Source organism: Pelatocladus sp., from assembly GCF_059505505.1.
The window spans coordinates 1-24,893 of sequence record NZ_JCACKS010000224.1; the positions used below are offsets into that span (position 1 = coordinate 1).

21 protein-coding genes and 1 pseudogene are annotated in these 24,893 nt (G+C 36.3%); 9 read left to right on the forward strand and 13 right to left on the reverse strand.

What is annotated here, in order from left to right:
* Nucleotides 1-50: 50 nt before the first annotated feature.
* The 3 genes and pseudogenes from AC5JMK_RS20880 to AC5JMK_RS20890 form a co-directional block, all read right to left on the reverse strand.
* Nucleotides 51-197, reverse strand: a pseudogene (locus AC5JMK_RS20880) (DUF760 domain-containing protein); the annotation flags it as partial.
* 350 nt (nucleotides 198-547) lie between these two features.
* Nucleotides 548-1,504 (reverse strand): RNA polymerase sigma factor, RpoD/SigA family, encoded by a 957-nt coding sequence (locus tag AC5JMK_RS20885; RefSeq protein WP_096676827.1) that lies wholly within the window; start codon nucleotides 1,502-1,504, stop codon nucleotides 548-550.
* Nucleotides 1,505-2,153: 649 nt separating this feature from the next.
* Complete coding sequence (locus AC5JMK_RS20890) at nucleotides 2,154-2,390, reverse strand: hypothetical protein (protein ID WP_096676826.1); 237 nt, start codon at nucleotides 2,388-2,390, stop codon at nucleotides 2,154-2,156.
* Nucleotides 2,391-3,297: 907 nt separating this feature from the next.
* On the opposite strand from AC5JMK_RS20890, the gene AC5JMK_RS20895 reads away from it, so the two are divergent.
* Genes AC5JMK_RS20895 through AC5JMK_RS20910 form a run of 4 tightly spaced genes read left to right on the forward strand, consistent with a single transcriptional unit; the run spans nucleotide 3,298 to nucleotide 7,913 of the window.
* Complete coding sequence (locus tag AC5JMK_RS20895; RefSeq protein WP_096676825.1) at nucleotides 3,298-4,593, forward strand: ABC transporter ATP-binding protein; 1,296 nt, start codon at nucleotides 3,298-3,300, stop codon at nucleotides 4,591-4,593.
* Between the two features lie 15 nt (nucleotides 4,594-4,608).
* Nucleotides 4,609-5,676, forward strand: coding sequence for a class I SAM-dependent methyltransferase (locus AC5JMK_RS20900; RefSeq protein ID WP_096676824.1), 1,068 nt, complete (start codon nucleotides 4,609-4,611; stop codon nucleotides 5,674-5,676).
* Nucleotides 5,673-6,947 carry a glycosyltransferase family 2 protein gene (locus tag AC5JMK_RS20905; protein ID WP_096676823.1) on the forward strand — a complete coding sequence of 425 codons (1,275 nt, stop codon included), beginning with the start codon at nucleotides 5,673-5,675 and terminating at the stop codon, nucleotides 6,945-6,947. Before AC5JMK_RS20900 ends, AC5JMK_RS20905 begins: the two co-directional genes overlap by 4 nt.
* A 36-nt stretch (nucleotides 6,948-6,983) precedes the next feature.
* The gene (locus AC5JMK_RS20910; protein WP_096676822.1) at nucleotides 6,984-7,913 is read left to right on the forward strand and encodes a glycosyltransferase family 2 protein; all 930 of its coding nucleotides are present in this window, start codon (nucleotides 6,984-6,986) and stop codon (nucleotides 7,911-7,913) included.
* Between the two features lie 186 nt (nucleotides 7,914-8,099).
* Here the strand turns inward: AC5JMK_RS20910 and AC5JMK_RS20915 are convergent, their stop codons facing one another.
* Nucleotides 8,100-9,059 (reverse strand): VOC family protein, encoded by a 960-nt coding sequence (locus tag AC5JMK_RS20915; protein ID WP_495910941.1) that lies wholly within the window; start codon nucleotides 9,057-9,059, stop codon nucleotides 8,100-8,102.
* A gap of 117 nt (nucleotides 9,060-9,176) precedes the next feature.
* Between AC5JMK_RS20915 and cbiD the strand changes: the two genes are divergently transcribed.
* A complete protein-coding gene (gene cbiD / locus AC5JMK_RS20920; RefSeq protein ID WP_495910942.1) occupies nucleotides 9,177-10,292 on the forward strand; it encodes a cobalt-precorrin-5B (C(1))-methyltransferase CbiD in 1,116 nt (371 codons plus the stop codon).
* A 25-nt stretch (nucleotides 10,293-10,317) separates the two neighbouring features.
* Nucleotides 10,318-11,061, forward strand: a complete 744-nt coding sequence (locus tag AC5JMK_RS20925; RefSeq protein ID WP_495910943.1) for a cobalt-precorrin-6A reductase — start codon at nucleotides 10,318-10,320, stop codon at nucleotides 11,059-11,061.
* A gap of 58 nt (nucleotides 11,062-11,119) precedes the next feature.
* Here the strand turns inward: AC5JMK_RS20925 and AC5JMK_RS20930 are convergent, their stop codons facing one another.
* The 8 genes from AC5JMK_RS20930 to AC5JMK_RS20965 all read right to left on the reverse strand — a co-directional run bounded on the left by AC5JMK_RS20930 (nucleotide 11,120) and on the right by AC5JMK_RS20965 (nucleotide 20,046).
* Complete coding sequence (locus AC5JMK_RS20930; protein ID WP_495910944.1) at nucleotides 11,120-12,052, reverse strand: Npun_R2821/Npun_R2822 family protein; 933 nt, start codon at nucleotides 12,050-12,052, stop codon at nucleotides 11,120-11,122.
* A 4-nt stretch (nucleotides 12,053-12,056) separates the two neighbouring features.
* Nucleotides 12,057-13,067 (reverse strand): Npun_R2821/Npun_R2822 family protein, encoded by a 1,011-nt coding sequence (locus AC5JMK_RS20935; protein WP_096676817.1) that lies wholly within the window; start codon nucleotides 13,065-13,067, stop codon nucleotides 12,057-12,059.
* A gap of 4 nt (nucleotides 13,068-13,071) precedes the next feature.
* Nucleotides 13,072-14,022, reverse strand: coding sequence for a glycosyltransferase family 10 domain-containing protein (locus AC5JMK_RS20940; protein WP_096676816.1), 951 nt, complete (start codon nucleotides 14,020-14,022; stop codon nucleotides 13,072-13,074).
* 19 nt (nucleotides 14,023-14,041) lie between these two features.
* Nucleotides 14,042-15,265: a glycosyltransferase family 4 protein gene (locus AC5JMK_RS20945; RefSeq protein WP_096676815.1), complete on the reverse strand. Its 1,224-nt coding sequence runs from the start codon at nucleotides 15,263-15,265 to the stop codon at nucleotides 14,042-14,044.
* A gap of 2 nt (nucleotides 15,266-15,267) precedes the next feature.
* A complete protein-coding gene (locus AC5JMK_RS20950) occupies nucleotides 15,268-17,517 on the reverse strand; it encodes an ABC transporter ATP-binding protein (RefSeq protein WP_096676813.1) in 2,250 nt (749 codons plus the stop codon).
* A 189-nt stretch (nucleotides 17,518-17,706) separates the two neighbouring features.
* Nucleotides 17,707-18,873 (reverse strand): glycosyltransferase family 4 protein, encoded by a 1,167-nt coding sequence (locus AC5JMK_RS20955; RefSeq protein WP_096676811.1) that lies wholly within the window; start codon nucleotides 18,871-18,873, stop codon nucleotides 17,707-17,709.
* Nucleotides 18,874-18,879: 6 nt separating this feature from the next.
* Nucleotides 18,880-19,722 (reverse strand): putative nucleotide-diphospho-sugar transferase, encoded by an 843-nt coding sequence (locus AC5JMK_RS20960; RefSeq protein WP_096676809.1) that lies wholly within the window; start codon nucleotides 19,720-19,722, stop codon nucleotides 18,880-18,882.
* A gap of 99 nt (nucleotides 19,723-19,821) precedes the next feature.
* Nucleotides 19,822-20,046, reverse strand: a complete 225-nt coding sequence (locus AC5JMK_RS20965; RefSeq protein ID WP_096676807.1) for a hypothetical protein — start codon at nucleotides 20,044-20,046, stop codon at nucleotides 19,822-19,824.
* A gap of 374 nt (nucleotides 20,047-20,420) precedes the next feature.
* Here AC5JMK_RS20965 and gloB point away from each other — a divergent pair, with 374 nt between their 5' ends.
* Nucleotides 20,421-21,194: a hydroxyacylglutathione hydrolase gene (gene gloB / locus AC5JMK_RS20970; RefSeq protein ID WP_495910945.1), complete on the forward strand. Its 774-nt coding sequence runs from the start codon at nucleotides 20,421-20,423 to the stop codon at nucleotides 21,192-21,194.
* Here the strand turns inward: gloB and AC5JMK_RS20975 are convergent.
* A complete protein-coding gene (locus tag AC5JMK_RS20975) occupies nucleotides 21,191-21,331 on the reverse strand; it encodes a hypothetical protein (protein ID WP_495910946.1) in 141 nt (46 codons plus the stop codon). The two genes, gloB and AC5JMK_RS20975, sit on opposite strands and share 4 nt — an antisense overlap.
* Before the next feature lie 99 nt (nucleotides 21,332-21,430).
* Between AC5JMK_RS20975 and rplI the strand changes: the two genes are divergently transcribed.
* Nucleotides 21,431-21,889 carry a 50S ribosomal protein L9 gene (gene rplI, locus AC5JMK_RS20980; protein ID WP_096679083.1) on the forward strand — a complete coding sequence of 153 codons (459 nt, stop codon included), beginning with the start codon at nucleotides 21,431-21,433 and terminating at the stop codon, nucleotides 21,887-21,889.
* 159 nt (nucleotides 21,890-22,048) lie between these two features.
* On the forward strand, nucleotides 22,049-24,889 hold the full coding sequence (gene dnaB, locus AC5JMK_RS20985; protein ID WP_495910947.1) for a replicative DNA helicase: 2,841 nt from the start codon (nucleotides 22,049-22,051) through the stop codon (nucleotides 24,887-24,889).
* Nucleotides 24,890-24,893: the final 4 nt, after the last annotated feature.

Consider the following 24,893-nt stretch of genomic DNA (forward strand, 5'->3'; position numbering starts at 1 on the left):
CCTCGTAACATCATTTGAGAATCCCTGCGGCTTTAGTCCAGGGAGTACGTCAATACCTGAAATACTTCAGGAGAACTAGGTTGAGATAACTGGCTAACGGTGTCTGGAGTTAATGATTTAACATAATGCCAGAGAAAGTTTTCGGTTTCTGACTCACCGTTAAAAAATTCTGAGACTTTATTAGATGGGTTATTCACGTTTTTCCTCCTGTACTACCACAACAGCAGGCAAACTGAATTTCTATCAAACTTTAATCACAGATTATGAATTATCTGTTTAACTTTAACTATTGCTGTTGTGTGCTTCTGCAAACTAATGTAACAGGCTGAAGTTGTGTTGACAGTGGGTGTAACCGTACCAAAGAAAGCGGAAAATATCACCATATTCCTTAGTAGGAGCAAAAGAAAAGGCCGTTCGCTCTCAATACTGCTCGGATAAGACAAATCGATTGGCATTTAAACCCACCAGAGACGTTGCAGTGCAACGGCTCTACATACCCAAAATTATGACGAAAATCCTATCCCTTGCAGTATTGCATTCGCTCCTATTAACTTGCTAAATATTCATTGATACTGAGTTTAGATTTGCGAAGTTTACTTAGGGCTTCCCGTTCGATTTGTCGCACTCGTTCGCGGCTGATGTTTAGTATTTCGCCGATCTTAGCTAGAGTCAGGGCGTGTCCATCATTTAAACCAAAGCGTAAGGATATCACTTCCCGTTGTTGTGGTGTGAGATCTGCCATGAGAGCTTCTAAGTCACCAGATAATGAAGACTGGGTGACGAAATCTTCTGGAGATGCTCCTGGATCTTCTAGCATTTCTCCTAGTTCAGTATCATAATTATCTCCCAAGCGTATATCTAGAGATAGAGGAACACGTGCTTTTTCTAGATACTCTCGTACTTGTTTGGGGGTTAATTCTAATTCTTGTGCTAATTCTGAAACTGAAGGAGCGCGTCCTAATTTTTGGGATAATTGGCGTTGTGCTTTTTTGATTTTATTTAGTTTTTCGGTAATGTGAATCGGCAGGCGAATAGTCCGGCCTTTTTCGGCGATCGCACGAGTGATGGCTTGACGTATCCACCAATAAGCATAGGTAGAAAATCTGTAGCCTTTGGTAGGGTCAAATTTCTCTACACCGCGCTGCATCCCAATGCTACCTTCTTGGATTAAGTCCAGCAAATCGACGTTGCGCTTAATATACTTTTTCGCCACAGAAACCACCAGTCGCAGATTAGCTTCAACCATCCTGCGTTTAGCAATTTCAGCCTCAGCGATCGCTTTATCTAATTCTGTGAGTTCTAAATGCGTCGCTGTCGCCCATTCTGCTAGCGTTGGTTCACGACCTAACTGGTGCTGAAGTAACTCTCTAACCTCACGTAGAGCTGCTGCTCGCTGCACCTGTTTGCCATAAAAAATCTCTTCCTCGTGTGTTAACAGTGGTACGCGACCAATTTCACGTAGGTAAGTCCGCACTAGGTCTGTAGCTGTCTGAGCGGTCTTCATGGCACTACTCTTTAGTAATTCTTAGTTTGGAAGTGGTGTATTTGATAGATGTCAGTGGTTGGGTGTTTACCCAATCAATCGATTTTGGATTTACGCTGCTATTGACACGCCCGGTAAGATGAGGACGACTGGTAGTTTTGATTGTTCTGAGTTATTAAAGGCTACAATCACTTTATTTTTATGCACAAGTATCCACAGTCATAAAGATGGTGTTCTGTAAAACATTTTGCGACTGTTACATTATTAAGCATTGTAACATTTATGATAATTTTTTGACTATAGTACAGAATAGAATTGTGTGTTATTTTTATTAACTTTAGCTAAGTGATTTTTTTGAAATCGTATCTAGAAGCTTATTCCATAACTTTAGCAAGGGCAAGAAATTTTTCTAATCTTTCTTAATAAAACTCAATAATAACTAATAAATTTGTACTTCTTTGTACTTAGTTGGGTAAAGTTTGGGCTTTTAAAGCCCCCACTACATCTGTACCGAGTATCTCAACAAAGTTAAAAACAGAGCGATCGCACTTGTTGATACAAGAGTGCGATCGCTCTTTCTCTTTCTATACTGTCAAAAGCTAATCATAAATCGCAAAAGAACAGTTAATCGCACCTCGATTTTGAGAAGTGCGATCGCCTTTCCATAACTTTAATTCAAACTTTCATCTGCTTGACAATCAAACATAACCATAAGGTTACTTTCAGGTGAGATCTGGCGCAAACGTTGCATGTGTCCGTCAGCGTCAGAGCGACTACGGAAGCGAGCAATAATCTGACGCTCTGTATCAGGGAGTAAACGGGCAATTACCCAGGAATTTAGACGATTTTTGTAGGCAACAGTCTGGGTACTGGTCTTCGGCTCGTTGTATTGTGTATTTTGTGTCATGATTAAGTTATCGATAAAGTGTTTAACAAAGGGCGTTAGTGACTCTCTTGGCGGGGATGCACCGGCGCCTTACTTCTTTGAAGAATTTAACCCCATATCACAAGAATTGTCAATTGTCAATTATCACCATCAACTTAGGCAGTGCGTACAGTCAGAGAAAACGCGCAGGAGTTGTGAAATATTAAAGTAGCAGTTAGACTAAGCACACCTGATATTAAAAATAGGGTTTAGGTGGTCAAGGCTTACAGACTAAGTATGAGAGATTTCATACAGTCTGTTTGTGATGTATCACATTAGTTGTTCGTCTTTAAAATACATAACCAAGATATAATAAGCACACGGAAAAAGAGGAATAAAATTCCATCTCTATTCTGTGAGCCTAATTTATGGGCGTCCATTTTTATATTCCTAGTCGGGAAAAAGATTCAGGAACACCCAAGCAGAAAATTTGGTTCGTATTTCCGCTTACGTGATTTGTATCAAAGCACAGAATTTGGACTAGTGCAAGTAGTTCCTAAGTTATTATGAACTAGAAATATGCCACTTTATAAACTGCCCTTTTTTGTCTGAGTGTATGGGCGTCTCTAAAAAACTATCATTAAAGTTTCTACGAAAATCGCAGAAAACTTAAGGTTATGATAGCTTTTCATGATTTTTTAAAAGCATAAACTCATAAAGTTTCTCATCAAACAAGCTTTTTAAGCTCCTAAAGCAATTATTGCAAATATCTCTACAATCCAAATCATAACCTTCATATCCACAGTTTTGGCAAAATGGCAACTCAAGTAATTTAATGCCACTTATGATGTAATGAAGCTTTCCAGTGAAATGGCAGCGCAGGCTCAAACAAACTTCCACAAGCATGATTTTTCATGCTGTGGAATTTTTCAGAATTTAAAGCAAAAATATGGGAGAAGAAATAGCAATTTCCCTAAAAAATATCTCAAAGTGCTTTAAATGCTATATTCATCCTGTAGATAGGCTCAAAGAAATTTTTCTATCTGGTAAAAGCAGAGCTAGTGAATTTTGGGCATTACGAGATATTAATTTAGAGATTCCGAAAGGTGAAACAGTAGGAATTATTGGTAAAAATGGCTCTGGGAAGAGTACTTTACTACAAATTATTGCTGGCACTTTGACACCAACAACAGGTGAAGTGATAGTGAATGGTCGTGTATCGGCGTTATTAGAATTAGGTAGTGGATTTAATCCTGAATTTACTGGAAGACAAAATGTATTTTTTAATGGCAGATTATTAGGATTAAATCAGAAACAAATTGAAGATAAATTTGACGCGATCGCCAGTTTTGCTGATATTGGAGATTTTATTGATCAACCAGTTAAAACTTATTCTAGTGGGATGTTTGTTCGCTTGGCTTTTGCGGTAGCAGTAAATGTCGATCCAGAAATTTTAATTGTTGATGAAGCGCTAGCAGTGGGAGATATAGTTTTTCAACATCGCTGTATGCGCCGGATGCGAAGTTTAATGGATTCTGGAGTTACCACATTGTTTGTATCTCATGATTCTGGAGCAGTTAAAACATTATGTAATTCAGCAGTAATGATTCATGAAGGTCAAAATTACTTTTCGGGAACGCCTAATGCTGTCATTATTAAGTACATGAAGCTGGTTACAGAAACAGAATTAGGAATAGGCACTAAAAAAGAAGAAAATTCATCTCATAACCAGCACCATTCTCAGCAATCTTTAGTAAAGTCCCAGCCTACTCGCAGAGGTAATCGGAAAGCATTAATCAAAAATATTCAATTACTTAACAAAATTGGAGAAAAATTAGGAGAAACACCGACTATAGGATTTAATGAACAAGTTAAACTAATTGTCGAACTCGATGTCTATGAAACTTTAAAAGCATGTATAGTTGGTTTTTTTATTTGTGACAAAAATGGAAATGAATTAGTTGGTAGTAATACATTTGAAGAAAATTATCCGATTGATAAATTAGAGCCAGGAGAACAGTTAAAAATAGAATTTATATTTCATTTACCATTACGCCCAGGCTCTTATAGTTTGACTGTAGCGGGTGCAGAAAACTATACAGCAATGACATTTGACTGGATTGACAATGCAATGGTATTCCAAGTACTTCCCCCTGATACAGGTAAGCGTATCCATGCTTGGGTAGATCTGCCAATAAGTGTTCAGGTTGAGGTGTCACCTCAGAAATTACCAATGATCAAATAAGAATAGTGTGTTTGTATGATTATTACATCAGAAAAAGATTATCCTTTATTGCCAAGTATAACTATAGAAGAATTAGATGAAAATAGTAGTTTAAAAAAAATGCTCCATTGGATAGGAGAAAATAAACGTGTCATTGATTTTGGCTGCGCTACAGGTTATTTTGCTAGGTTATTAAGTAGCAAAGGTTGTCAAGTTACTGGAATTGAAATTAATCCCAAGGCTGCCAAAATCGCTGAAGAATATTGCGAAGAAGTAATTGTTGCTGACTTAGATTTTGTGACTTTAAGGGATATTTTATCAGGACAAACTTTTGATGTAGCTGTATTTGGAGATATTTTAGAACATCTGCGAAATCCTTGGAGAATACTAGAAGAAATTAAGCAAATATTGCAGCCAGGAGGATACGTAGTTGCTTCTATTCCTAACATTGCTCATGGAGCAATTCGACTAGCTTTATTGCAAGGAAAATTTGAATATACAGAACTAGGTATTTTAGACAATACACATTTAAGATTTTTTACTCGTCAAACAGTTACACAATTATTTGAGCGTTCTGGATATTTTGTTGATACGTATGAACAAATAAAATTACCAATTTTTTCTGGCTCAGACTGGATACCTTATATAGATAAAAATAAAATTGATATTAATATCATTAATACTATTGAACAAGATGAAGATGCTGATACATTGCAGTTTGTCCTGCGAGCATTTCCATTAAGTTTGGAGGGTAAATATTCATCTTTATATCAACAATATTCTCAACTGTCTGAGGAATATAATTATTGCCAAAATCAGCTAAAAGAAATATATGCTGAATTTAAGCGATCGCAGTTTGATTTAGAAGATAAACAAATTCAGTTAGAAAAAACTCAAACTCAATTAGAACAATCTCAATCTCAACTACAAGAAATTCAGCAGCAATGGCAAAATACACAAACCCAGTTACATCAAGCTCATACAGCCTGGGAGCATTGTCAAAACATAATCAAAGCAATGGAAAGTAGTAAATTTTGGAAACTTCGTCAAGCTTGGTTTAAACTCAAAAAAGCTTTTATTTTGCAAAGAGGAAGTCAGCAATGATTAAAGCAAAAGAACACTCTCAATTAATATTGAATCAAAGCAAACTTAACTCTCGCCACTCAGAATTATTAGCAAATCAAACAGACTTAAATACTGAATATATACAAACACAACTAATTTTAAAGTATCATCATATTCATCCTGAAAAAACTTTTTATAAATCCACACAATTAGAACCACAACCCGTCAAAATAAAAGAATCAAATTTAACTATAGATGAAAAAAGACTATTATATATATCTCGCTTAAAAGCCGCAAACTTATGTGAAAAAATGGGTAGTTCTCCGTGGAATTTGAAATCAAATTCTGCATATGATAGGTGTAATAAACCATGTATCTCGGTGATCATTACACTTTATAACTACTCAGAGTATATTTATGAATGTTTAGAAAGTGTTGCGAAAACAGACTTAGCTAACATACCAGGAGGTATTGAAGTCTTAGTTATTAATGACTCTTCAACAGATAACTCAGCTAATTTAGTCGCAGAATATTTGCAACAATCTCAAATACCAATCTGTTTAGTTAGTAAGTGGTTTAATACTGGTTTAGCAGATGCTAGAAACGTAGGATTGAGACTTTCTCGTTCTCCCTATGTTTTTATATTAGACGCAGATAATTGGATTTACCCAAATTGTTTACCTGTTCTTTATGAAACGATTAAATCTTCTCGATGTGCTGCGGTATATGGTGAAATACAAAGATTTGATAACCAAACTAGACAAGAAATTAATCGTATCTCTTGCTATGACTGGGATGTACATAAGTTAGTTAAACAGCCATATATAGATGCTATGGCTCTGTTTAATAAAAATATATTACTCAAACTAGGTGGATATTCTACAGAATTAATTGAATATGGTTGGTTTGGATGGGATGACTACGATCTCTGGTTAAAAATTGCTCAGTCAAACTATTCTTGTAAACTTGTCCCAACAGTACTTAGTTACTATAGAGTGCATTCAGAATCCATGATTCATACTACAAATAAATATGCGCTTAATATAGCTAAATATTTTTGTCACAAATTTAGAAAATTAGCTAATAAATATTATAGCTCAGATATGTGGTTTGGATTTCCTAAGAGTGAAATTTATCTCGAACTAAACCTATCTAGTCAACCAAATCAAAATAATTTAATATTGCAAGAACTGCAATATGCTTATGCTCAAATTGCAGCAATGGAATCAAGTAAGTTTTGGAAATTGAGAAATCAGTGGTTGAAAGTGAAAAAAATGTTAGGTTTAGCAAAAAACATTGAGATTAATTAGTTCTTTGTAATGAGTGCTTTAGTACTATAAATTTAAATGAAAAACTATAAAATTGCAGTTTACATAACCGCTTATCAAGAAAAAGAAGCTCTTCAGAAAACTATTACAGCTATAACAAAACAGTCATCCCCAATTGAAAAAATATTTATAGTTGATAATTCTAAAAGTCAAATAATCGCCAATAATCATCAGGAAAACATAATTGTAGATTTTCATCCCGAAAATATTGGAGTTGCTGGAGGGTTAAAAATTGCTGTTAGTTGGGCTATCCAAAAAGGCTATGATTTTCTTTGGCTGTTTGATCAAGATAGTGAACCGGATGATGATGTTTTAGAAAAACTATTAACTAATTATCAAGATTTATCTCAAAATCAAAACATAGGGATAATTGCTCCTGCAATATTCGATATTAATACAAAACAAGAATTTCCTGGTTATATTTTTTCAGATTATAAGCTTGCGCCTATACCAGGGCTTGCTAAAATTAAAAATATTTATCAATGTGATGCTGTTATTACATCGGGATCTCTAATCAACATCAATGCAGCCAAATATGTCGAACTACCAAGAGTAGATTTATTTTTAGACGCTGTAGATTATGCTTACTGCATGAATTTCCGAAAAAAAGAATATAAAATTATTGTTATTAAAAATGCGATGATGAAACATCGTATCGGAAATTATTCTCAAGTGAAAGATAGATTTAAAAAATATACAAACACATTTAGTACTTTTATTTGTTCTCCTTCTCGCTATTACTATGCTTGTAGAAATCATACTTTTTTTGAAACCAGACTTGTACAAAAAAAATTCTTATATCGTTCAATAGCTTACAGAATCAAAATTTTACTGACGATGATGGAGAGAATTATTCGTTACGAACCAGATTCCGTATTAATAAAATTATGGGCTTGTATCGTGGGAACTTTTGATGGTTTTCGTGGCAAGCTGGGTAAGACTTGGTAAATAATATTTATAGTAAATACTCTAGATGACAAACTAAAGTTACAAGAATGTTTGTAAAATTAATACAGCGATCGCACTTAATCGTAAGCGATCGCTAAAATTCCTCCGTTGTTAAGTAAAGCCAGCAGCACGATCATAATCGCTGTCATCAGATAGAAATGAAAAATTTGAAAAATTTTGATTTACTCATTCCACAACCAGCAACATTGCATGTCCATCAGGGTCTTTAACTAAACAACCCTGCCTGTAAGTAAATGGGCTATCTGCAAGCTGTACAATTCTTGGTGACACAAACTGAACCCCGTTTTGCCGTAGCTTATCCACTAGCTGCTCAAGATTATTTACAACTAGCTCAATTTGCATGTGTGAAATATCGGAACTTTTCCAATCACTCGGTATTGGGCGACCTTTTCCAGGCAAAATATAGTCCAGCATTTCAATTCCTACACCATCTTGAGTTGGTCGCAGATCTGTAATTCGGACTTCGGCTCCTGGTAAATTATCCAGGCGAGTTTGGGTAGGACGCCAGTTGAAACTGCGGCTATCAATTTGCATTCCCAGGAGATCGCGGTAAAAATGTAGACTCTGGTCGGTTTGAAAAACTGCGATCGCACTATGATCAATTCCCAAAAACAAGCGATTCGTGTTTTGATGCCATTTATCTTGTCCTTTATCAGGCGGAAACCAAATTAACTCTAAATCATGACCGTCAGGATCTTTAAACTTGAAGGCGCGGACACCAGCAGATGCTTCATTCCCAGATGATATTGTCTGTGGTTCAACCGATATGGATTCAATTGGAAATGAATGCAAATGAGCATAGGCGCGATCCATATCACTAACCACAATTGCCAAATGTTGAAACCACAGGTCATTACTTTGTGAATCACTGGGGATGGGTTTTCCCTCTACATTGAGATACTCCATTAACTCGATGAGTTCATCTTGTAATCGCAAGCTGACAATGCGAATTTTTGTCCCAGTTACGCCTTCCAAGTCGCTGTAATCCTGTCCTTCAACAGTGATGTCGGAAACGAACTCAAAACTAAGCGCTTGTGTATAAAAATCCAAAGAGCGATCGCAATTTGTGACTGTTAAGCCAATAGCTCTAATTCTTTGTACCTGTACATTGGTTTGACTAGCCATATTAGACACCCTTTGTACTTACTATTTTGATAATAATATTCCCTTGTGGAATCTGGGCGCTTGTACCATCAAAGAAGTATCGGTCAATCCAAAATCGCAAATCGAAACTTCCTACCTATGGCTCGTACAGGTTACACTCTACCAGTATTTGCAGTGGCTGCTGCTAAGGCTGCTTTGCTACATCTAAGTAGCAAGATAAACTCACAGGTATCCGTTGAGATTGATCTGCTACCCACAAAAGCAGAAATTCCCATCTCTCAAGTAGCAATGCTAGAACTGCATAGCGCCCTAGCCATAACACACAGTGATCCTGGTGATAATTTAGACCTAACAAGAAATACACCTATTTGGGCTTGGGTGAGATTGTCACAACGACAGTCTCAAGCTTTGGTTTTGGAAGCTGGTGAAGGTTTGGGAAAAACAGCTGCTGGGGAAGCAGCAATCTATAGCTATGCTCGTCGTTTGTTTGATGCGAATTTACTACCCCTGATTCCTCTAGAGCAAACATTAACAGTATCAATTATTCTTCCCGAAGGTCGCCAATTGGCACAACGCACTTCCAATGAAGCTTTTGGTATTTTAGAGGGACTGTCATTGTTGGGAACTAGTGGTATTTCTCAACCCTTGTCTGTGGCTGATCATCTAGAAGAATTTCGCCAATCATTGCAAACTAAACTCAGGGATTATACTGATTTGGCATTTTGTATAGGTAGTAATGGTATGCAAGTTGCTCAACGTTTAGGTATACCAGAATCAGCGATCGCACAAACTGGTAACTGGATTGGCGCCATGCTTGTAGAAGCTGGACTATACCATGCAACTTCTGTTTTGTTGTTGGGATATCAAGGTAAACTAATTAAGCTAGCAGGAGGTATTTTCAATACTTCCAGTCATTTAGCAGATGCCAAATTAGAAATAATTAGCGCTGCTGTAGTAGCCGTTGGTGGTGATTTACAGGCTGTAGGCGCAGTTTTAGAAGCCAAAACCGCCGATGCAGCACACAAAAAATTAATCGAACTAGGGTTGTCAGAATTAGTATTTGGGAAACTGGCTGAAAAAATTAGTCAGAAAGCCACAGCTTATGTGCAGAAATATGCAAATGTCAGCTTGAAAGTTGGTACTGTATTGTTTGACCGTAAAGGTGAGATTATTAGTCAAGATTCACAAGCAACCGAATTGCTGGATCGGGGATTGGGGGTTGGGGATTGGGGATCGCGGACAAGGGGAGAATAACTAATGACCAATGACAAATGACTAAATGAAACGTCTTCTGATTCTTGGTGGAACGGGTGATGCTGCTGAGTTAGCGGCTAAAGCTTCGGTTATTGAGCAAATAGAGGTGATTACGTCTTTGGCAGGTCGCACTCGTAATCCGCAAGCGCCTACGGGAATGGTGCGGATTGGTGGTTTTGGTGGGGAAGATGGTTTGGTTGAATATCTGCGTGAGGCGAAAATAGATTTGCTCATTGATGCTACTCATCCGTTTGCAGCCCAAATATCTTGGAATGCGGTTAGTGCTGCTACAAGTTGTAATATCCCTTATTTGCTGTTTATTCGTCCCACATGGCTACAAGTTCCTGGGGATGAGTGGATAGAGTTTGATAGTGTGGAAGCTGTTGCGAGTGTGTTACCTGAATTTGCCAAACGGGTATTTTTGACTATCGGTAGACAGCAACTTGCACCTTTCGCCAGATTAGATAATATTTGGTTCTTGATGCGATTAATTGATCCACCTGCGGCTGATGCATTAGTTCCACCAGGGATGATATTGTGCGATCGCGGCCCTTTTTCTCTAGACAACGAACGCCGACTGTTAGTCGAACATCAGATTGATACTCTTGTGAGCAAGAATAGTGGTGGTGATGCGACTTATGCCAAGATAATTGCAGCGCGGGAGATGGGGGTTAAGGTGATAATGGTGAAGCGTCCACCGACTCCACCAGGAGAGAAAGTCAGCGATGTGGAAAGTGCAATGCAGTGGTTAATTAATCAGGTGTGCTAATAGAAGATCTGTGTTCGATAAACAAACACTATTTTTTTGCCTAACTTCCAATGTCCTGCTACAAATTAGCCTTAAGTTGTCGCAATTGCTTCTTCAAATTATCCAATTTACTTTCCCATTGATGTTTTTTCACAGGTGTTGGAATATCTGCTGGTAGTAAAGCTGAATTAAGATTGCGGTAATATTCCCAAATTTCCCAGTAGGGACAACCTGGTTGAATGCAAATACCTGCCCAATGTAAATATTGTAAGGATTGATTTACTGTTGGATCAAATAGCACATGTTCCTGAGTTTGAAAATTTGGAGTTCCCGCCCAATTTCCTGGCGCTTTCTCCTCACGACGAACTATATTAAAACGACGAGGAATGCGCTTGAGAAGCATATAGTTGATAATTGGTTGGTCAGATGTTTTTTGAGAAAAATCAAAGTATTCAGGATGAGCAGCACATTCGGCAAAGGTTTCATACAAATCTTGTTCTGAAATTAGGTTTTTCTTAGAACCCCAGAAACCACCATTAAAAATATCTTTAAGTTGATTTTCAGTAAAGATTTTTTCTTCTAATATTTTTGATGTAAAGACATTCTGAATACCGCCAAAATGTTGATAGTCACAACAAATGAAATCTACTTGATTGAGATATTTGAGGTTATCTATAATTTTTTCAAAAACAACAATATCTGTATCAATGTACAAAAATTCATCAAAAGGGCCAAGCCAACAAGCTTGTTTGCGAAATTGATTCGGTCGCGCGAAGAATTTCCCGCCGAAACTTTCATGTAATTTATGAGATAGTCGGTCAATAAACTCTAAATCTTCATAGATTCCAACTTGATAATGTTTGTTGAGTATGTTGGCAATGTTGTGATAATTGTCATCATAAGGAATCATGACAATTGGTGTTTCTTGGTCATACAATCTGATGCTATTCAGGAGTGCGATCGCATGATCAATCACCTGATCATTGGCAATAATATAAATTCCCCGATTCATGAAATTATACCTCAACTTTGATGCCTAATTTTCTAAAAATCCTTATCGTTAAACTTGGTGGGGCGTTGTAAGCTCTAGCTTTAGTGGTAAACTTGGGTCGTTGTTCTGGCTGATGCAAATAGCGATAGTGTAAGAACAGATCGCGATAGGGAAAATCAATATTTTCACCATCACAAACTCGATTAAAAAACTTGGAAGATAAACCAATATAATGTAAATAAGTTAATCTATTTCCGTGATCATAAAGAACATAATTTCGGTTTTCAAAATGCGGAGAAGTCACACAACAGCCAGTGGCTTTGTTTGGAGGTAAGTTGATCGCAAAATTATAAAATGAGACGTTTGCTCTCATTCTCATATAGTTGAGAACAGATTGATTCGGAGCAGACATATATAAAACATCTGATTCCCCTGCATTTAATTTAGACAGTAACCAATCTCTTTGTTGTGCAGTAAATATACCTCGTTTAGAAGCGTAAAAACCAGAACAGAAAATTTCTGAATCAATTTTTTGTTGACTAAATACTTCTAAAAGCTGAGGAGATTGTAAGTTGTAGATATGAGCAGGGTCTTTATATTGAAAATCATAGACAACAAAATCATGATGTTCTAACTGCTCAAAAATAAAATCTAAAGGCTGCATTACTAACGTATCAGCATCTAAATAAATAAAATTTTCAAATAGGCTATCAGAATCAAACGCGCAGTAACGGCGATTTTCACTTACTCTATAAAATTTTTTTATCCCTCTTTCTTCCCAACTTTGAATAGCAGTTGGATGAGATTGCCATACTTTCAAAGAAAACTCTTCCCAACGAGCAAAAATATCAGATTTTTCTAATAAAGTGACATTGTTTCGAGATGCAACTTCGGCACGAATTCTGTCTATTTGATCATTATATGCAATCACACATACAGGCAAATCCTTACCAGCATTAACTTCTATACTATTTAGTAATGCTACTAATTGGTTATAAACTAAATCATTTGCTAAAGTATAGATTCCATTTTTCATATTTTTATCCTTGCTTGTTCACAAAGTTTGATAACCAGTTGAGCAAATTTAATTCATGTAAAATAATTTGACGAGCTTCAGCTATAGCGTCTTTGGCTTCATACCAAGCATCAGGAGTTTTAGTTATTTCTCGAATATAACTAATACCTTTTTCATCCAAGCTAGGTAAGCGCAAAAAACTACCGGGTGGTAATAACTTATCAGCTGCCGAACCTCCATAGTAAATTGGTAAACACCATGCTAAAAGTGCATCCCATAATTTTTCACTGACATACCAATTATTGCCGCTATAATTTTCAATTGCCAGATTGTAATAGTACGGAGCTATACCATACCATTTGTTACTTAATTCACCTGAAGATTTTACCCAATTTGGTAAATCTCGTCCGTATAAATCAACTAGAATTCCACTAGTTTGTAAAGCTTTCAAAAAATCTAAACGCTGACGATGGTTAGCAGTACGGCTAATTCCAGAAGTAATCCAACTACAATTGGAAATCTTTACTGGCGCTGGCATTTCATTCAAATCTCGAAAAGAATTGGTATGATACCAAATTGCAGGCATATAATCAGGAGTTGGAGCAAAATCATCAGGCCCCGATACATAACCGCAATACTTTTGAGCTTCTTGATAAGCTAGTTTATGTTTTTCGACAACTTCCTCTAGAGGTGGTTCACGTAGTAAATAAATAATTCTATCTTTGGGAAGTTGACGTAGCAAAGTATCAATCTTAATTTCAGAAGTTTGTGGTTTGCGAAAGTTATCTAACAAAGATTTTTTTTCAGTGGGTTTAGGAAAATTAAACTGATACATTAATAAAAAATCTGGCTTAGATGCTAATGATTTTATTTGCATATTTCCCCAAACACCAAACGGTTGTGGTGTTTGTTGCCATAGCCAATCGGCTTGTTTTTCTAATGCGTGATAGCTGCTAATCATGCCAATTGTTTTCATAATAATTAGTGGTTAGTGTTTAGTTGGAGTCTAAGCCGATTAATTCAGGATGTAAAGATTCATCAACATAACTAAGGATTTTGGCGGCGCGATTTTCCCAAGAAAATTGTTTAACAAACTCTAAAATTTCTGGATATCCTGCGACTTTCCGAGGATAATTTTCTATTACTTGCTTTAATGCTTGGGCAAATTTAGTCGGATTATCTGGTTCACACCAAGCAGCGATCGCATTAGTATTTTTAAACTCCATTAATGAAGGAATTTCTGTTGCTACAATCGGATTACCAGAGGCTAAGTAATCAAATAACTTCATCGGTGATGTAAAAGTTGCAGCTGCACCAGAACAGTGAGGATGAGCTAAAACATCAGCTGATTGTAATAAAGATGCTAAATCTTCGTGCAAGATATAGCCTAAAAAGCTGATGTTACCTACCTGTTTTTGTTGTGCTAATTGCTGATAATAAGCAACTTCTTTTGGTTCGCCACCTGCACAAACAAATTCAACATTTACTAATTGTTTGGCAACCTCGATTAAAATATCAATTCCTTTAAATTGTCTTAAGGCTCCTGAATAAATTACTAGTTGTTGACGTCCATTTTTCAGTAGATGTTGCCGCCATTCTATAGCTTTTTCTGGTTGCCTTTCCATAAAAAAACGATTGTAGCCATTATGCAATTTAATCACTTTTTCTGGTGGCATTCCTTTAGCGATCATCCCATCTCTAACTGTGTGGGCAACTGTCACAGCTACTTGAAATAAGGGATGATTTACGATTTCTGGCTCAAAATATTTATCTTCATGGTGATGGTGTTCATAAATAACTGGAACGCCATGTTTGATAGCAGCTTTAATAAAATTCCAGTTCCAAGCATGAACAAGTTTTGTTTGAGAAAGAATATGAAATGGTAAATAATACTTTGTGGCGATGGTATTAGAATTAGTCAACTTTCCTTTGATATAATCAATAGGCCAAGGCATTGGTAAAGGTGCTACTTTTAATTTGTCTTGCAGGTTGTAGTATTTCACAAGTTCTGCTGATGCTTTTATTGGTTGAAAAGGACGAACTAAATTTAAAGGATTAAGTGCAGATAATCCTTTAGAGGGATAAGCTAAAACAGTTGAATAACCTAAATTAGCAGCTCCATTAGCTGCGTTTGTAGACTGAACTAAACTTGCTCCTGGTTTGGGTATTTCATCTATCAAACAAAAGACATAATGTTTTTGAGGAAAAGAAATTTTCATATTTAATTCAGTTTAATACTATCTTCAAAAGTTTCTAAATAATTAAGTAACCGGATGGCAGATTGTAGCGCCTGTTGAATAAATTCATTTTCTTGCTGAGGATCATCTATTGAGTTATTTACAAGTAAGCGCAAATAATTAATGATTTCGTTAATATCTATGTGAAACTTTTTTGCGGTATTAATCAGGTTGGAGTCTTGAGGATTTATGTTCTGATTTGCTTGGTTAAGAGATAGATTTTTCAATGTTGTTTCCATGTTCACGACATCCTCAACAACATCAACAATATTGAGAATTTTCAAAGCAGATTTGTAAGCATCTACAACTAAATCCTGTCTTTCTTGAGGATTATCTGCTAAGTTATCAACTAATAACAGTAGCAAGCCAATCATTGAGTTTAAGCGTGTGCGAAATTCATGAGAAATCCTAATTAAGCCTTCTTGATGTTTGCTGGTATATGCTTGCTGTTCGCCAAATTGCATTAAGTACAAGCGAGAATAATGACCATTTTTTTGTAAGAGTTCTTCATGAGTTCCCACCTCTACTACACGGCCTTGATCTAAGACGGCGATTTGGTCAGCTTTTTGCACAGTAGACAAGCGGTGTGCAATTACTAAGGTGGTGCGATCGCGGCTGAGATCATCTATCGCTTCTTGTACTAAGCGTTCAGAAACTGTATCTAAGGCGCTGGTAGCTTCATCTAATATGAGTATGTCTGGATTTTGTAACAAAGCTCGTGCGATCGCAAGACGCTGTTTTTGTCCACCCGATAACATGACGCCGCGATCGCCAATCAATGTATCGAATCCCTGGGGTAATTTAGTGATAAATTCGTAAGCATTAGCCTGCTGAGTTGCAGTAATAATTTCATCATCTGTAGCATCAGTACGTCCGTAAGCAATGTTGTTTCGTACTGAATCATTAAACAAAAACGTGTCTTGACTAACAATTCCCATCCCTTTGCGTAGAGATGTAATTTCAAACTCCCGTATGTCAATTCCATCAATGGTAATAGAACCGGAAATCGGGTCATAAAATCTCGGTAAAAGGTCTGCTACGGTTGATTTACCCGCGCCAGAAGTACCGACTAAAGCTAATGTTGTACCACGTGGTAGAGATAAATCCACATCTTTGAGTACCATTTTTTCATGACCAGGGTAAGCAAAAGAAATATGGTTAAAACTAATACTTTTATTTAGATTTGTGTAAGTAACACTGCCATTTTTCATTAAAGGCTTATCATCCCGGCGCAGAAAGTCAGCAGTTACTTCTACACTGGTGGTTGCATTTGCAAAGCTATTGCGGAGAGTATTTAACTGAGCAATTAACGGTAATAATCTCAGTAAAATTAATAAATATGTGAGTAATACTGTTGAAAGTGAAGTGATTTCTTGTTTAAAAAATGTGCGGCTTAAAATGACTATTAATAATAAAGAAACAACTCCCATCACCTCACTGATTGGTGCGATCGCTTCCGAATTTATTTGAGAGCGAAAATCAGCTTTTTCACGCTCTCGAATAAATTGTTGAATGCGTTGATATTCTCTTTCTTCGTTACCTGTTGCTTTGACTAACCGAATACCACTGAGAATTTCTAGAATTGCAACTGAATATGCTTTTGACATTTCACTCAGCAGTTTACCAAAAATACGAGAGCGAGCAATTACATACTGATTAATTAACGTTACGAAAGATAGCAAAATAGTAGCGGCAATTGTTAATTGCCAAGAAATCGATATTAGTAAACCCACAAAAACTAAGATAGTAATTCCTAGAATTACTAATTTAACTGTGTTGCTAATAGTAGTTGCAGACCGACCAATTTCTCCACCTAGTCGATTCATTAAGTCGCCAATTTTTATCTTGGCATAATAATCTATATCTATTTCTAGTAATAACTGTACACCTGCTTCCCGCATGTCAGAAGTCAAGCGACGTGATAAATAACTAGATGTTAAAGCACTAGCATAACTCGCTATATTTTTTAAAAAAATTATTAATATAATTGCCCCAGACATTAGCCATAAGCGGTTATTTTCTGACATATTCTCAAACGGAGCTATAATCGCTTTGAGAATAGGAGGAGCGCTGCTAAAGTCTACTTCTTGTCCCACAATTTTTAAAATTACAGGCACAATTAAGGCTGTACCTACTCCATTAAATAAAGCTCCAGAAAATCCTAATACTATTGTTAAAAAAATTAGACCGGGATAGGGTTTAGCAAATCTGAGTAGTAGTTTCCGAGTAGACATTGGAAAATGAAATCAAAATATACTCATTCTTAACATGATTATTGGCTAAATGTTTGAAATAGCTAAAAGTGATGTTTGGAAAAATTAAATAGTTGTAATTTTGCTATCCCGTGTTTTTACGGTTGCATATTTATGTAATTATTGATAACTCCAAATATACTCAATTTTGAGAATATATATTATCAAGACTTACAACCGATCAATTACTGATTTTAAACTAGATGCCATCGCTTCTAGACTATATTTTTCTACGCACCTTTCTCTAGCTCTTTTCCCACATTCATTTGCTGCATCTAAATCTTTAAAAATCAGTTGAATTTGCTTGGCGATTTCTTCTGGAGAATCAGGTTCAGCTAAATATCCTGTTCCACCTAAGATATCGGGAATATCTCCTACTTTGGTTGATAATACAGGTTTAGCCATTGCCATTCCATCTGTTAATTTCAGAGGGAATTGAGCGCGAGTTTCTGGTGTGTCTCGTTGGGGAACAACAACAATATGAGCCGCAGCTACTACATCTGGCATTAAATCAGCTGAAAACTTGGGTAATTTAATTATCCAATTTCCCCATTCTTCTTGAAGTTGACGGTCATAATCATCGTAGGGACTACCACCCACAATCACAAGTTTTAAATCTGGCTGATTGATTTTTTCGAGTGCGATGAGAATATCTTCTAGACCTTTATAAGGTCTTGGCGCACCGGGAAACATCAAGATTTTATATCCTGATAAACCATAACGAATTCTACTAGCATTACTGTCATATCCAGAGGGATCAAATAAACAGGTATCTTTGCCATTGGGAACAAATATACCTCCAAAGCGCTGCTGTAAAAATTGATTATGTACAGTCACAGCATCAGCCTGATTAATTAAACCTTCCATCCATTTCAAATACAAAGGATGATACGGTGATCTTAAAGCACCATTTGATTTAATCAAATCTCTAGCTAATTGTTTGAATGTGGGACGATAACGCCAATCATCACCACCGTACCAACTCATTTCCCAATCATCAATATCTACAATTACAGATCGGCGAGTATATAGTTTCTTTAAAAGCGCAACTCCAAAACTCGCTGGTTGAGGCTTAATTGCATAAATAATATCTCCATCAATATGTTTTAAAATTTGACCTATTGATTTAAAAAAATCTGGATATTTTTTACCTTCTATAATATAAATTTTGGTATCATCCGGAATAGCTGCATACAACTCTTTACCAAATAAAAATCCTAATATTTCTACTTCAAATCCTAATTTTAGTAATGCTTTTTGTAGTAAAGATGCTCTAATATAACCGTCATTGGTTGACAAATTCCAAACTAGTATTGATATTTTTAATTTTTCTTTCATAAATATTCATTTTCCACGCCAGGGATTAGTAATTTGATTAGGGATAAAAACTTGAGCAAATTTATCAAATACCTTTGTGTATACTGAATTAGTAATATTTTTGGCGTATTGGGGTCTGTAGGCGTATGTACAGTGAAGTACTTTAATGTCTTCTTCAATTTGATAGCAGTCTTTCCATTTACTCAAATAGTTATAGGTAGGTGGTAATACCTTAATTTCAGGACGCACAGTTTCAATAGCAGATGCAAAAGCTCCTTGATCTCTTAATAAAAGCTGATCTTGATGATTTTGAATAATTTGAAAATACTTTTGAAATTCCGCAAAAAATTTTTGAACTATTTCATTTTTGCGAAAAGCGATAAAACCACTATTATATTGAATACTAGTTTCTTGCAGTGGTAGACCTACAGATTGTAATATTTGCAAAACCTTGGGTAAATTTTCTTGCTGATTACCTCTGAGTAAATTTGTCGCTTTGGCAATAGCAGGCTGAACATCTTTTGTTAACAACAAATCAAATTCATCTAAATCATCAAATACATCATTGATATTAGTAAGTAAACAAATATCTGAATCTAAAAAAATAGTTTTATTAAATTCAGACAATGAACACAAAGAAACTTTTGCCAACCGCGATGCTAAAACAGTATTTTCATTGCTTGGCGCTGGTTTTAAAATTACATTTTTAAAGGCTGTGAGTAAGGGATACAAAATTTTAGGAACACGATCAACAAGAATAATTATTGGTTCTTGATGAAATTTTCTAATGGCAGCTAAAAAATGAATGCAATCTTGAAATGAGTATAGACCTGTTAAAATAGTGATAAATCCTCTTGTTTTATTTTCCATAATTTAAATTAATAGAATATATTTCTTCGGGGATAATTATGCTCATGGTTATTTCATTCTTGTTTAGTCCGCCAAGAATAAAATAACCATGCTCAAAATTTACCAATGAACTAATCTCAAACGCCCTGTTTGTATATAATCAAATACACGATTAATTTGGCGGCGTCCTCTTTCATCCATTTCATCGTTCGTAAATACGTGAGATGTGAGTAATGCATAATCTTGACGACTCATTTCTCCTGATGTAAGAATCCGATTTACAATTGTTTCTATAGTTAATTCAGATTTTTTTTCAAGAGTTTGGTAGATGGAATTGTTATTCATTTCTATTTGATGGATGCAAATTAATTTCAATATTTACTATTTTTTTATCAACGAAATATAGCCATTAATAACATAATAAAACTATGAATATTAATAGATAAAAGCAAATATTGATTGTGCTTTAGCAATTTTTTTTGTTTTGATTACGCAAAACAACCAACATAAATTTAACTGTATCTTTGCTTTTACACCCAGAGAAATTTTACTGATAAATTGGTACAGTGTTTCTAGTACAAAAACTAATTACCGTAAAATTACGGTTGTTGATTTCCATTTTTTAAAGATTATTCGGGCTATAATGACAGAAATATAAATAGTTTATATAGCTTGTGCTGATCGCCTCAAGCTTTTGTTAGGTATAGGAACCACAGTTAATGCAAGTAATCCGTCTAGAGGCACTTTCAGACAACTACATCTTTCTGTTATGCGATCGCCAACAAAATATCGCTGCTGTTGTCGATCCCGCCGAAGCAAAACCTGTTTTAACAAAACTTCATGAACTTCAAGTAGAACTCGTAGCAATTTTTAATACACACCATCATTTAGATCACGTCGGTGGTAACAAAGAATTGATCCAAAGATTTCCACAGGTAACAGTATATGGTGGAGTCGAGGATCGGGGTAGAATTCCAGGACAACAAGTATTTTTGCAACCAGGCGATCGCGTCGAATTTGCAGATAGAGTCGGGGAAGTGATCTTTGTACCCGGACATACCCGCGCTCACATCGCCTATTATTTTCCTCCTCAGAATCCAGACGAAATTGGAGAACTATTCTGTGGTGATACTCTGTTTGCAGGTGGATGCGGTCGGTTATTTGAAGGTACGCCCACACAGATGGTAGACTCGCTGAGTCAGTTACGTTCTTTGCCTGATTCTACGCGAGTATGGTGCGCTCACGAATATACCTTAAAAAATTTGCAGTTTGCTCTGACTGTAGACAGTAATAATCCTGATTTACAAACTCGTTATGAACAAGTGAAAACCTCTCGCACCAGAAGAGAAGCAACAGTTCCTTCACTTTTGGGCGTTGAAAAACTGACAAATCCCTTTTTACGTTGGGAACAGCCAGCACTACAATCAGTAGTCAACAGCCATGATCCGATACAAACCTTTGCAAGTCTGCGGGGAATGAAAGATAGATTTTAGTTATTTGTCATCGGTGAAAAAACTATTAACTCTGGAAGCTGGACACTTGACAAATAACTAACGACTTTTTCACAACTATGGCTTGCGATCGCACCCTGCATTTCGCTAGGATCTGTAGGCTTATTGGCTATAAGCAAAAGCTTGTTGGGGATAAAGCTACACTATAATTGTGAACTATCTTGCTGAAACCCCAAGAGATTGAGATTTTAAAGGCAACAACAGAAAAAAGAAAAACAATGGCGAAACGCGTACAGTTAGTTTTAACTCAAGATGTCAGCAAGTTGGGTAAATCCGGCGACTTAGTAGAGGTAGCTCCCGGCTATGCTCGTAATTATTTACTTCCCAAAAGTATGGCAACTTTTGCCACTCCTGGTATTCTCAAGCAAGTAGAACGCCGTCGGGAAGTAGAACGCCAACGACAATTAGAACTGAAGCAACAAGCACAAGATCAAAAAGCAACATTAGAAAACGCTGGTAGCTTCAATATTGCAAAACAAGTTGGTGAAAAAGAAGCTATTTTCGGTACTGTCACAACTCAAGATGTAGCCGATGTCATCCAACAAACCACAGGATTAGAAGTGGATCGCCGTGGTATTTCTATACCTGATATTAGCATGTTGGGTACTTACGAAGCAGAAATTAAGCTACACACTGAAGTCATAGCGAAAGTCAACATTCAAGTTGTAGCAAGCTAAATCAGTGAACAGTTATCAGTTATTGCTGGTAACTGCGAAATATATCTTTTTGGTGTGAAGACGTTGCATTGCAACGTCTTTATGCATTCAACAGGTCAAAATTTTGGACTATAAGAGAATATAGTCACAGTCACATTAATCTAATATCTAAAATTTTATATGTCTGAAGAACTAAATTTTCAAGCAATAGGTAGCGATCGCCTACCTCCGCAAAATATTGAGGTAGAAGAAGCGATATTGGGAGGAATTTTGCTCGACCCGGAAGCAATTAGTAGAGTGAGCGATCGCTTAGTTGCAGATTCTTTTTATATTAACGCCCATAAAGATATCTATAAAGCTGCTGTTGTTCTGCACAATCAAGGTAAACCAACAGATTTACTGTCAGTAACCAGTTGGTTAGCTGACAATGACTTATTGAATCGTGTTGGTGGTAGAAATAAATTAGCTTCCTTAGTCGATCGCACAGTTTCAGCTATTAATATTGACGCCTTAGCCTCATTGGTGATGGAAAAATATATGCGGCGTCAGTTAATCAAAGCTGGTAATGAAATTGTGCAATTGGGTTATCAAACAGAAAGCGAATTACCAGTAATTCTCGATCAAGCAGAACAAAAAATATTCGCGGTTACTCAAGAACGTCCTCAATCAGGTTTAGTTCACATTTCTGATAGTTTGGTTAATGCTTTTGAAGAAATCGAAACTCGTCATCAAGGTGTTTCATTACCAGGTATTCCCTGTGGATTTTATGATTTAGATGCTATGACTAGCGGCTTTCAGCGTTCTGATTTAATCATTGTTGCTGGTAGACCGTCAATGGGGAAATGTCTCGGCTGTGATTCTGAAATTGTTTTGGCAGATGGACAAATTACAACTATTGAACAATTGTATAAACAACGTCGTGGCTCGTTATTGACGTTGAATGATAATTGGAAATTTAGCTTTACCCAACCATCTGCATTTGTAGATGATGGCATCAAACCTGTTTTCCGCGTCACAACTCGCTTGGGTAGAACAATTGAAACAACAATTACCCATCCATACTTAACTATTAAAGGCTGGCAAAGATTAGAAAATTTGCAAGTTGGTGATCAGATTGCTGTACCCCGCAAAATAGATGTATTCGGCACAAAAACCATCCGCGAATGTGAAGTTAAGTTACTAGCTTATTTAATAGGTGACGGCGGTTTAACTAATAGCACTCCACGATTTACAAACAGTAATCCATTGCTGCAAACAGATTTTTCTCAAGCGGTTGCTGATTTTGGTGGTTTGACTGTGCGATGGGAAACTTCTCAAGGACAACGCACACCATCACTTTGTGTTCGAGGAGATTTAGAATTTATTACTATTCAGAGACAGCTGTTTTCTCAACGCTTAAAAACTTTAGTTCAATCTCAAGGTTTATCGGTTAGAAAATTAAGTCTTGAACTCGATGTAAGTCCAGCTTTATTTTGTATTTGGCAACAAGGACAGTGTGTACCCAATGGTGATAGTTTTAAACAATTGTGTACGCTTGTACAAATTCAACCAGAAGAATTTGCACCTTATGGGTTTCCTAGCATCAGCAAGACTAGCCGCAATGCTCTGACAATTTGGTTAGAAAAATTAGGTTTATGGGGTAAAGATGTCCATACCAAAACAATACCAGAAATTGTTTTTCAATTAGAGCGATCGCAATTAGCTTTATTTCTCAATCGTCTCTTTGCTACAGATGGATGGGCAGCATTACTTACCAGTGGTCAATCACAACTAGGTTATGCCACAGTCAGTGAGAAATTAGCAAGACAAATTCAACATTTGTTATTAAGGTTTGGAATTATTGCTAGGCTGAAAAAACGTGCTGTAAAATACAATAATACTCGCAGACAAGCTTGGCAATTAGATATCACTGATGCTTTATCAATCAAAACATTGATCTCAGGAATTGGGATTTTTGGCAAAGAAGCTGCATTAGCAAAAGTTGCACAAGCAATCTCGCAAAAGAGATATCAAACTAACCGTGATCTAATTCCCGTAGAGATTTGGGAACAAATATCATTAGCTAAAGGTAGTGAATCTTGGAGTAATTTAGCCAAGCGTGCTGGGATTCAAGGATATACAAATATGCATGTTGGCAAACGTGCTTTAAAAAGGGAGCGCCTCTGGATTTTAGCAACTGCTTTAGAAAATTTACAACTACAAAATTTGGCTACTAGTGATATATATTGGGATGAAATTGTTTCTATTGAATCAATAGGTTATAAGCAAGTTTATGACTTAACAATTCCCAAAACACATAATTTTGTTGCTAATGATATTTGTGTTCACAATACAGCCTTCTGCTTGAACCTTGGTTATAATGTCGCTGCTTTATATAAACTACCAGTTGCAATTTTTAGTTTAGAAATGTCTAAAGAACAATTGGTACAGCGATTAATCGCGAGTGAAGCAGAAATCGAATCTGGTTATTTGCGGAGTGGGCGCATCAGCCAAGCTCAATGGGAACCTTTAAGTCGTGCAATTGGTTTGCTTTCAGAAATGCCAATTTTTATTGATGATACACCGAATATTACAGTTACAGAAATGCGTTCTCAAGCACGACGTTTGCAAGCTGAAGTTGGTTCAGATTTAGGATTAATTATAATAGATTACTTGCAATTAATGGAAGGAGCAGGTGATAATCGTGTGCAAGAATTGTCGAGAATTACTCGTAGTATTAAAGGTTTAGCTCGTGAATTATCGGTTCCAGTCATCGCTTTATCTCAGTTGAGTCGAGGAGTAGAAGCGCGGACAAATAAACGCCCTATGATGTCTGATTTGAGAGAAAGTGGCTCCATAGAACAAGACGCAGATTTAGTAATCATGTTGTACAGAGATGAATATTATAACCCCGACACTCCTGATCGAGGTATTGCAGAAGTTAATATTACCAAACATCGAAATGGACCAACTGGAACTATCAAACTTTTATTTGATCCACAATTTACGAAGTTCAAAAATTTAGCTAAACCGAATTATTAATTGT

Coding starts and splice junctions, on each gene's coding strand:
- AC5JMK_RS20895 (WP_096676825.1), top strand. CDS start 3,298: ATGGGAGAAGAAATAGCAATTTCCCTAAAAAATATCTCAAAGTGCTTT.
- AC5JMK_RS20910 (WP_096676822.1), top strand. CDS start 6,984: ATGAAAAACTATAAAATTGCAGTTTACATAACCGCTTATCAAGAAAAA.
- AC5JMK_RS20935 (WP_096676817.1), bottom strand. CDS start 13,067: ATGAAAAATGGAATCTATACTTTAGCAAATGATTTAGTTTATAACCAA.
- AC5JMK_RS20945 (WP_096676815.1), bottom strand. CDS start 15,265: ATGAAAATTTCTTTTCCTCAAAAACATTATGTCTTTTGTTTGATAGAT.
- AC5JMK_RS20955 (WP_096676811.1), bottom strand. CDS start 18,873: ATGAAAGAAAAATTAAAAATATCAATACTAGTTTGGAATTTGTCAACC.
- AC5JMK_RS20915 (WP_495910941.1), bottom strand. CDS start 9,059: ATGGCTAGTCAAACCAATGTACAGGTACAAAGAATTAGAGCTATTGGC.
- AC5JMK_RS20890 (WP_096676826.1), bottom strand. CDS start 2,390: ATGACACAAAATACACAATACAACGAGCCGAAGACCAGTACCCAGACT.
- AC5JMK_RS20930 (WP_495910944.1), bottom strand. CDS start 12,052: ATGAATCGGGGAATTTATATTATTGCCAATGATCAGGTGATTGATCAT.
- AC5JMK_RS20940 (WP_096676816.1), bottom strand. CDS start 14,022: ATGAAAACAATTGGCATGATTAGCAGCTATCACGCATTAGAAAAACAA.
- cbiD (WP_495910942.1), top strand. CDS start 9,177: ATGGCTCGTACAGGTTACACTCTACCAGTATTTGCAGTGGCTGCTGCT.
- AC5JMK_RS20885 (WP_096676827.1), bottom strand. CDS start 1,504: ATGAAGACCGCTCAGACAGCTACAGACCTAGTGCGGACTTACCTACGT.
- dnaB (WP_495910947.1), top strand. CDS start 22,049: ATGTCTGAAGAACTAAATTTTCAAGCAATAGGTAGCGATCGCCTACCT.
- rplI (WP_096679083.1), top strand. CDS start 21,431: ATGGCGAAACGCGTACAGTTAGTTTTAACTCAAGATGTCAGCAAGTTG.
- gloB (WP_495910945.1), top strand. CDS start 20,421: ATGCAAGTAATCCGTCTAGAGGCACTTTCAGACAACTACATCTTTCTG.
- AC5JMK_RS20905 (WP_096676823.1), top strand. CDS start 5,673: ATGATTAAAGCAAAAGAACACTCTCAATTAATATTGAATCAAAGCAAA.
- AC5JMK_RS20925 (WP_495910943.1), top strand. CDS start 10,318: ATGAAACGTCTTCTGATTCTTGGTGGAACGGGTGATGCTGCTGAGTTA.
- AC5JMK_RS20960 (WP_096676809.1), bottom strand. CDS start 19,722: ATGGAAAATAAAACAAGAGGATTTATCACTATTTTAACAGGTCTATAC.
- AC5JMK_RS20900 (WP_096676824.1), top strand. CDS start 4,609: ATGATTATTACATCAGAAAAAGATTATCCTTTATTGCCAAGTATAACT.
- AC5JMK_RS20950 (WP_096676813.1), bottom strand. CDS start 17,517: ATGTCTACTCGGAAACTACTACTCAGATTTGCTAAACCCTATCCCGGT.
- AC5JMK_RS20965 (WP_096676807.1), bottom strand. CDS start 20,046: ATGAATAACAATTCCATCTACCAAACTCTTGAAAAAAAATCTGAATTA.